Genomic DNA, 6,537 nt, shown 5'->3' on the forward strand with positions numbered 1-6,537 from the left:
TAAGAGACAGATACTAAATTGCTTTACCACGTATGTGTTTTATGAAGATTATAAATATAAAATGAATCTTATGACAGAGATTGCTGCAAAGGAAGAATTTTCCGGGCTGGATGCTGTTTCGGAATTGCTTAAGGATAAGGATATTGAAACTAACGAACAGGGAAGGCGATTATTGGAGCAATATGGATACTGGGGGAATAAAGGGAATGCATTTTATTCGCAATTCCGGCATCAGGTTATGGTGACCGGTGCTGTAAGCACTGTGATATGCGTGCTTCTTTTAACTTTTTTACTTTATTGGAAGAAAAAAGAAGATGCGTGTCATCAGAAAATATTAGACCAGTTGGAAGAAATTCTGATCAGATTCCGTGAAAATAAATTTGATGATTTGCTAAAAACGGAAAATCAAGCAGAACTGGAAAAATTGAATGACCAGCTTGAAGCAATCGGACATCATATTCAGTTGCTAAAGGAAGAAGCAAGGACAGAAAAAGAGAGCACGAAAGAAATGGTTTCTGACATCTCACACCAGTTAAAGACACCGGTTGCAGCTTTGGATATATGTTTTAGTGTGCTGATGCAGAATGACTTAAGTGCCACAGAACAGGAGGAGTTTCGTATCCGTTGTCGGAGTGCTCTGGATGGACTGGAGACATTATTGCAGTCGCTTCTTGAAATATCCAAGATGGAAACTGGACTGATTCAGATGAATAAGAAAAAACTTCCACTTATAGATACTGTCATATCTGCTGTGAATCGTACATATCCAAAAGCGGATGAGAAAGAAATTGAATTCGTTTTTGACTATGAAAAAGAGCTGGAAACATGCACGATTATGCAGGATAAAAGGTGGCTTGGCGAAGCTGTGATCAACGTTCTGGATAATGCGGTCAAGTACAGTCCGGGTGGTTCAAAAATATTTATCCGGTTACAAAAAAGAAACGATCTTGTGAGAATGGAAATTGAGGATCAGGGAATTGGTATTCCGCAGAATGAGTATCACAAAATTTTTCAACGATTTTACAGAGGAAGTTCCAAGGAGGTCATGGAAAAGAGTGGTACAGGAATCGGACTTTTTCTATCGAGAGAAATTATCGAAAAGCACGCAGGTATGATTACGGTAACCTCCGGCAAAAAGAAAAAAGGAAGCACGTTTGTAATTCAATTACCATATGTTGGTTAAATTTTAAGTGAGCAGAAATCTTACAATTCTGTAAGATTTCTGCTCGTTTTTTGAAAGTGAAATGAAAGATTGCCCTGATACAATTTGGATGTAAGATGAAAAGGAGGCAACACATGAGTGTGATATTAGAAACCAAGCAGCTTTGTAAGTTTTATGGCGCAGGTGAGAATCAGGTCAAAGCGGTCAATCAGGTGGACATTCAGATTGAGCAGGGAGAATTTGTCGCAATTGTTGGAAAGTCAGGTTCCGGTAAAAGTACATTACTTCATATGCTTGGAGGGCTAGACACCCCGACAAAAGGCAGTGTTACTTTAGCAGGGAAAGATTTATACAGGATGAAGGAAGATGCCCTTGCTGTTTTCCGCAGAAGAAAAATCGGATTTGTTTTTCAGGCATTTAATCTGGTTTCATCTGTTAATATCTGGGAAAATATTGTACTGCCACTGGGGCTGGATGGAAGAAAAGTGGATGAAGCGTATGTAAATGATATTATTGCAACTCTGGGGATTGAAAACCGGATTTATAATCTGCCAAATCAGTTATCCGGAGGACAGCAGCAGAGAGTAGCAATTGCAAGAGCACTGGTGAATCGTCCGGAAATTATATTTGCAGATGAGCCGACAGGAAATCTTGATTCTAAGACCAGTGATGAGGTAATCGCTCTGCTTAAGATGACAGCAAAAAAATATGGACAGACAATTGTAATGATTACCCATGATGACGAAATTGCACAGGTCGCTGACCGTATTCTGGTGATTGAGGACGGACAGGTGGTGGATTTCAGATGAAGACAATAAGCAGGATTGCATATAGCAATGACAAAAGGAACAGGACAAGAAGTATACTGATCATGATGGCAATCTGTCTGACCACGATGCTGCTTGTTATCATCAGTACTGTGGGAAATGGGGTAATTCATTTACAGAAAAGTCAGGCGGCAAGCTCATACGGAAGCAACTACGGCCTGTTTATCGCCGCAGACGGTACGCAATTAAAAGAAGTGGAACGCAGAGCTGAGATATCTGATATCGGCATCATGTGTACGGAGGGCATCCTGAAAGGAAATGAAAATGGCGGCTTTGTCTGCATGGATGAGACTGCAAGAAAAATGCTTCCTTATAATAAAGAATATGAGTTGAAGGAAGGAAAGTATCCGGAAAAAATGCAGGAAATTGCCGCAGGAAAAGCATTTTTTCGTGCAATGGGGTATGGTGATGTAAAGATCGGAGACACGGTTACACTGGATTACCGCGCAGGGATGCAATCAGAATATAAGCCGGAAGAATTTGTTGTCAGCGGAATCCTATATGATCGGGATGAGTATACCATCGAGGCATCTTATGTTGCTTTCGGGTCACAGGAGTTTTATGATGAGCACGTCGCAGAGAATGACAGACAGTATAATATTTATTTTACTTTAAATGATTCTGCAAATGTATCTATGAATAATGTTGCGCCTGTTATAAAAGAAATCGCGGATTCCTGCGGCATTGACCAGAAAAACGTGATCATCAATGACCTCTACCTGCAGTGGGTATTGCAGCCGAGCTATGAAATGATTGTGGTTTGTGGAACCCTGATCCTCGGAATCGTGCTGTTTTCCGTTGTGGTCATTTATAATATCTTCCAGGTCGGGATCGCCCAGAAGGTTCAGGAGTACGGAAAAATCAAGGCGCTGGGTGCAACCAGAAAGCAGATGAAGCAGTTGATCTTTCGTGAGGGCATTCTTCTGGCGGTTCCTTCGATACCGCTGGGGCTGCTGTTTGGTTTCCTGATTGCAAAAGTCAGCTTCAACTGGCTGGTGGAGCAGGGAAATCTGGTATCGTCCGGAATCAAGAACCATCAGGTGCCTCTGTTTTCACTAACAATTATGCTCATCTGCATTTTTGTATCGTTTCTTACGGTCGTTTTGGCTCTGCGCAAACCTATGAAAATTGTTTCCCGGATTTCACCCATCGAAGCGACACGGTATCTTGACGGCTCCAAAACGCAAAAACAGGGCAGACGAAAAGGCAGAAAAGATGTCACCGTTTTCTCCATGGCAATGGCAAATGTGACAGGCAATCCGAAAAGAACCATTGCTACGATTCTTACCATGGGGCTTTCCTGTGTATTGTTTGTAATTATCTCTAATTATGTTGGGAATATTGACACGGAGCACGAGGCGCGGATTGCAATCAACCATGGACAATTTGAGTTGCAGCTGGATTATTCCCAGAATTATGATGAAGCCTATTCGGAGAATAATCTGGACACAATCCTACAGAACAACCCACTGAATGATTCAATGATTGAAGAAATCAAAAGCATTCCAGGAGTGACAGATGTCATGACGAGAGAGATTGTCTCTGTAAATCTGAACGGAACAAGATATCCGGCTGATATTGTGAGTAAAAATGATTTTGATTTTATGCGCCAAGACGGGGATATTGGCTCTATGGACTATGATCAGGCGGTAAAGAATGGTGAAATTTTCTTTGGCTGGTCGGCGTGGATGGAACAAGATGGATATGCTCCGGGTGAATCCATTGCATTTGATTTTGAGAATGGAAGTGAAACCTATACCTATCAGGGAAAGATTGCAGGATCCTTTGTAAGCGCGGACACTTATCTTGTCATTCCGGAAGGTGTATACCGTTCCATGAATCCGAGAGGAACAGCCTATGGCTATCTGTGGGTGGACTGTGATAAAAAAGATGTTGCATCTGTGGAACAGAGTCTGAATACTTTGATTTCTAATACTTCGCATATAAAAATGGATACCTATCATGCACAGTTACAATCTGCAGAATACGCAAGCCGTATGATGAAGCTTGGCTGCTATCTGTTCATGGCAATTGTCGGTCTCATTGGGTTTATGAATCTGGCAAACACCATGATCATCAATATCATCACGAAGAAGCAGGAATACGGTGTGCTGCAAGCGGTAGGCATGACCAATAAGCAGTTGAATCTGTGCTTACAAATACAGGGCTTGATTTTTACGGTTGGCACCATCTGCGTCGCACTTGCTGCCGGTCTGCCCCTTGGCTATGCACTGTTTTCCTATGCGAAGCATAATGGGATTTTTGGAATGAACGTTTATCACGTTCCTCTTATCCCGATTCTTGTTATGATTCTTCTGGTTGGTATTCTACAAATTGTGCTTTCCTGTGTTTTAAGCAGTAATCTGAAAAAGGAAACGCTGGTAGAAAGAATAAGGTATCAGGGATAGCAAGTAATATGTAATGAACTAGGTCTTAACGAAGAGGAGAAATAGATAACTTCCATTTTGTGTGTATGATAAATCTAAACAGTATTTTAGCAACATTTCCTGAGTGGGGGCAGAAAGTGCCCCCACTTTCACTATTTGGGGACGAAAAGCTCGTTGTGAAATGATGAGAAAGTTATTTTGTGTTAAGAAAAGAACTCTTTTGCTGATTGCCGGGATCGGAAAGGAGCAGGCATATGAGCAAGGATGATCATAATGGGACTTCAACTTTTATTTTAATAAAACAAGAGAATCTCTGTGCACGCAGCGAAGCTTCATGCATGGGGATTTTTTCCGTAAAAAACAACATTGCGGCAAGCATAAAAAAGTATTACAATAGGGCTATGAGACTGGATTTTTTGATTGATGGAAATAATTTTGATATGGCAGGCGAGGCTTCCAGCAGTGTGAAGCGGACGCTTACGAAACTGGGAGTAGCACCGCCTCTTGTGAAGCGGGCGGCGATTTCCATGTATGAAGCGGAGATCAATGCATTTATTCACGGCGGAGGCGGCAGCGCTCATGTAGAGATAAGCGATGAAAAGATCGAAATGGTTGTGGAGGATTCCGGTGATGGGATCCCCGACCTGGATCTTGCCATGCAGGAAGGCTGGTCCACGGCCAGCGAACAGGTGCGTCGAATGGGATTCGGTGCAGGCATGGGACTGCCTAACATCAAGAAAAACAGCGATGTTCTTTCTATCGAAACGGAGAAAGGACAGGGGACGAAAGTCACCATGATCATTTACATAAGAGAGGATAAAAACACATGAGAATCAGTGAAATAGCAGAAGCGTTAGAACTGGATACTGTTACAGCCATTGCAGAGGACAGAGAGGTGACGGGAGTATATGCCTGTGACTTTTTGAGCCGTGTCATGAGCTGCTGTGGAGCAGGGAACATCTGGATCACCGTACAGACTCATCTTAATGTGCTTGCGGTGGCAGAACTCAACGATGCAGCCTGTATCATCGTACCGGAAGGGATCAGTCCGGGGTCGGCAACAGTGGAAAGAGCTTTGGAAAAGGGAATCGCGATCCTTTCCAGTAAACTGCCAACGTATGAACTTTGCTGGAGACTCCATACGATCCTGGAGGCATAAGGAACTTCCTTCGTCAGATCAACACATGAAGTTCAATGACAGTTCACCTGGAAGAGGTAAACTGTGGCTGTTATGATTTTTAAGAAACTGATAGTAAGAAGGATTTAAGAAATGCAACAAATAGCGAGTGGAAAAGAACGAAATTATCTGTTTGACAATATGAAGGTGCTGCTGACGTTTTTCATGGTTTCAGCACATTATATCCGGATCAGCGGAAGCTTTGATGTAAGCAGCTTTGGCGGCTTCTTCTACATCATAGCTTTCTCTTTTATCATGCAGGGATTCCTGTTTGTTTCCGGATATTTTTCCAAGAATGTGGATAAATGCCGTCTAGGTGCTGCAAAGAATTTTCTGCTGCCGTACATTTTGCTGATGCCGGTGATGTTTATCGTGCGGCTTGGGGTATTTGGGGATGCCGCATTTGATCTGCTGTCACCGAGCCATGCCTTATGGTTTCTGCTGGTGCTGTTTGTGTATCGTTTTATGATCAAGGATCTGGAAAAGGTTCCAGGCGTACTGATTTTGAGTGCAGGACTTCTGCTGGCTTCCGGATGTTTCAGCTCTCTGGGAAGAGAACTGGCTCTGGGACGGATCTGTTCATTTTTGTTTTTCTTTATACTGGGCTATAAGATGAAGTGGGAGCATATCGAGAAGATCCGGAGCATCTCGAAAAAATGGATCTTGCTGCTTTTATCCGTTCTTCTGGTGTTCTCGTTCTTGACTGCATACAGCAATGTGATCCCAGTGGAAATGTGGCACTTGAAAGACGGATATTCCATCTATCATTTGAGTAATATCATGGGCATTCTGATCAGAATGATGCTGTCGGTCGTTTCATTGGGATGGCTGACAGTTCTCCTTAATCTGCTGCCGAACCACAAGATTTTCTGTACGGGGATAGGGCAGCGAACCATGACGGTGTATATTTGTCATATACCGATTCGATATCTCATCGAGCATATCGATCTGCCGGGAGACGGGAATGTACTTACTCTGTCTCTT

At 42.7% G+C, this 6,537-nt stretch carries 6 protein-coding genes; all 6 read left to right on the plus strand.

The features are described 5' to 3' along the window. Positions 1-1,183: sensor histidine kinase (locus H8876_RS00120; RefSeq protein WP_249286054.1), on the plus strand; the 1,183-nt coding region annotated here is incomplete at its 5' end. A 113-nt stretch (positions 1,184-1,296) separates the two neighbouring features. Next, positions 1,297-1,971 (plus strand): ABC transporter ATP-binding protein, encoded by a 675-nt coding sequence (locus H8876_RS00125; protein ID WP_249286055.1) that lies wholly within the window; start codon positions 1,297-1,299, stop codon positions 1,969-1,971. Between the two features lie 62 nt (positions 1,972-2,033). Next, a complete protein-coding gene (locus tag H8876_RS00130) occupies positions 2,034-4,397 on the plus strand; it encodes an ABC transporter permease (protein WP_465250715.1) in 2,364 nt (787 codons plus the stop codon). A 233-nt stretch (positions 4,398-4,630) separates the two neighbouring features. Further along, a complete protein-coding gene (locus H8876_RS00135) occupies positions 4,631-5,206 on the plus strand; it encodes an ATP-binding protein (RefSeq protein ID WP_346727811.1) in 576 nt (191 codons plus the stop codon). Next, positions 5,203-5,535, plus strand: a complete 333-nt coding sequence (locus tag H8876_RS00140) for an AraC family transcriptional regulator (RefSeq protein WP_249286057.1) — start codon at positions 5,203-5,205, stop codon at positions 5,533-5,535. Before H8876_RS00135 ends, H8876_RS00140 begins: the two co-directional genes overlap by 4 nt. 111 nt (positions 5,536-5,646) lie before the next feature. Next, a partial coding sequence (locus H8876_RS00145) for an acyltransferase family protein (protein ID WP_249286058.1) occupies positions 5,647-6,537 on the plus strand: 891 nt, incomplete at its 3' end.

The sequence above is a fragment of the Lentihominibacter faecis genome, from assembly GCF_014306095.1.
GTDB lineage: Bacteria > Bacillota > Clostridia > Peptostreptococcales > Anaerovoracaceae > Lentihominibacter > Lentihominibacter faecis.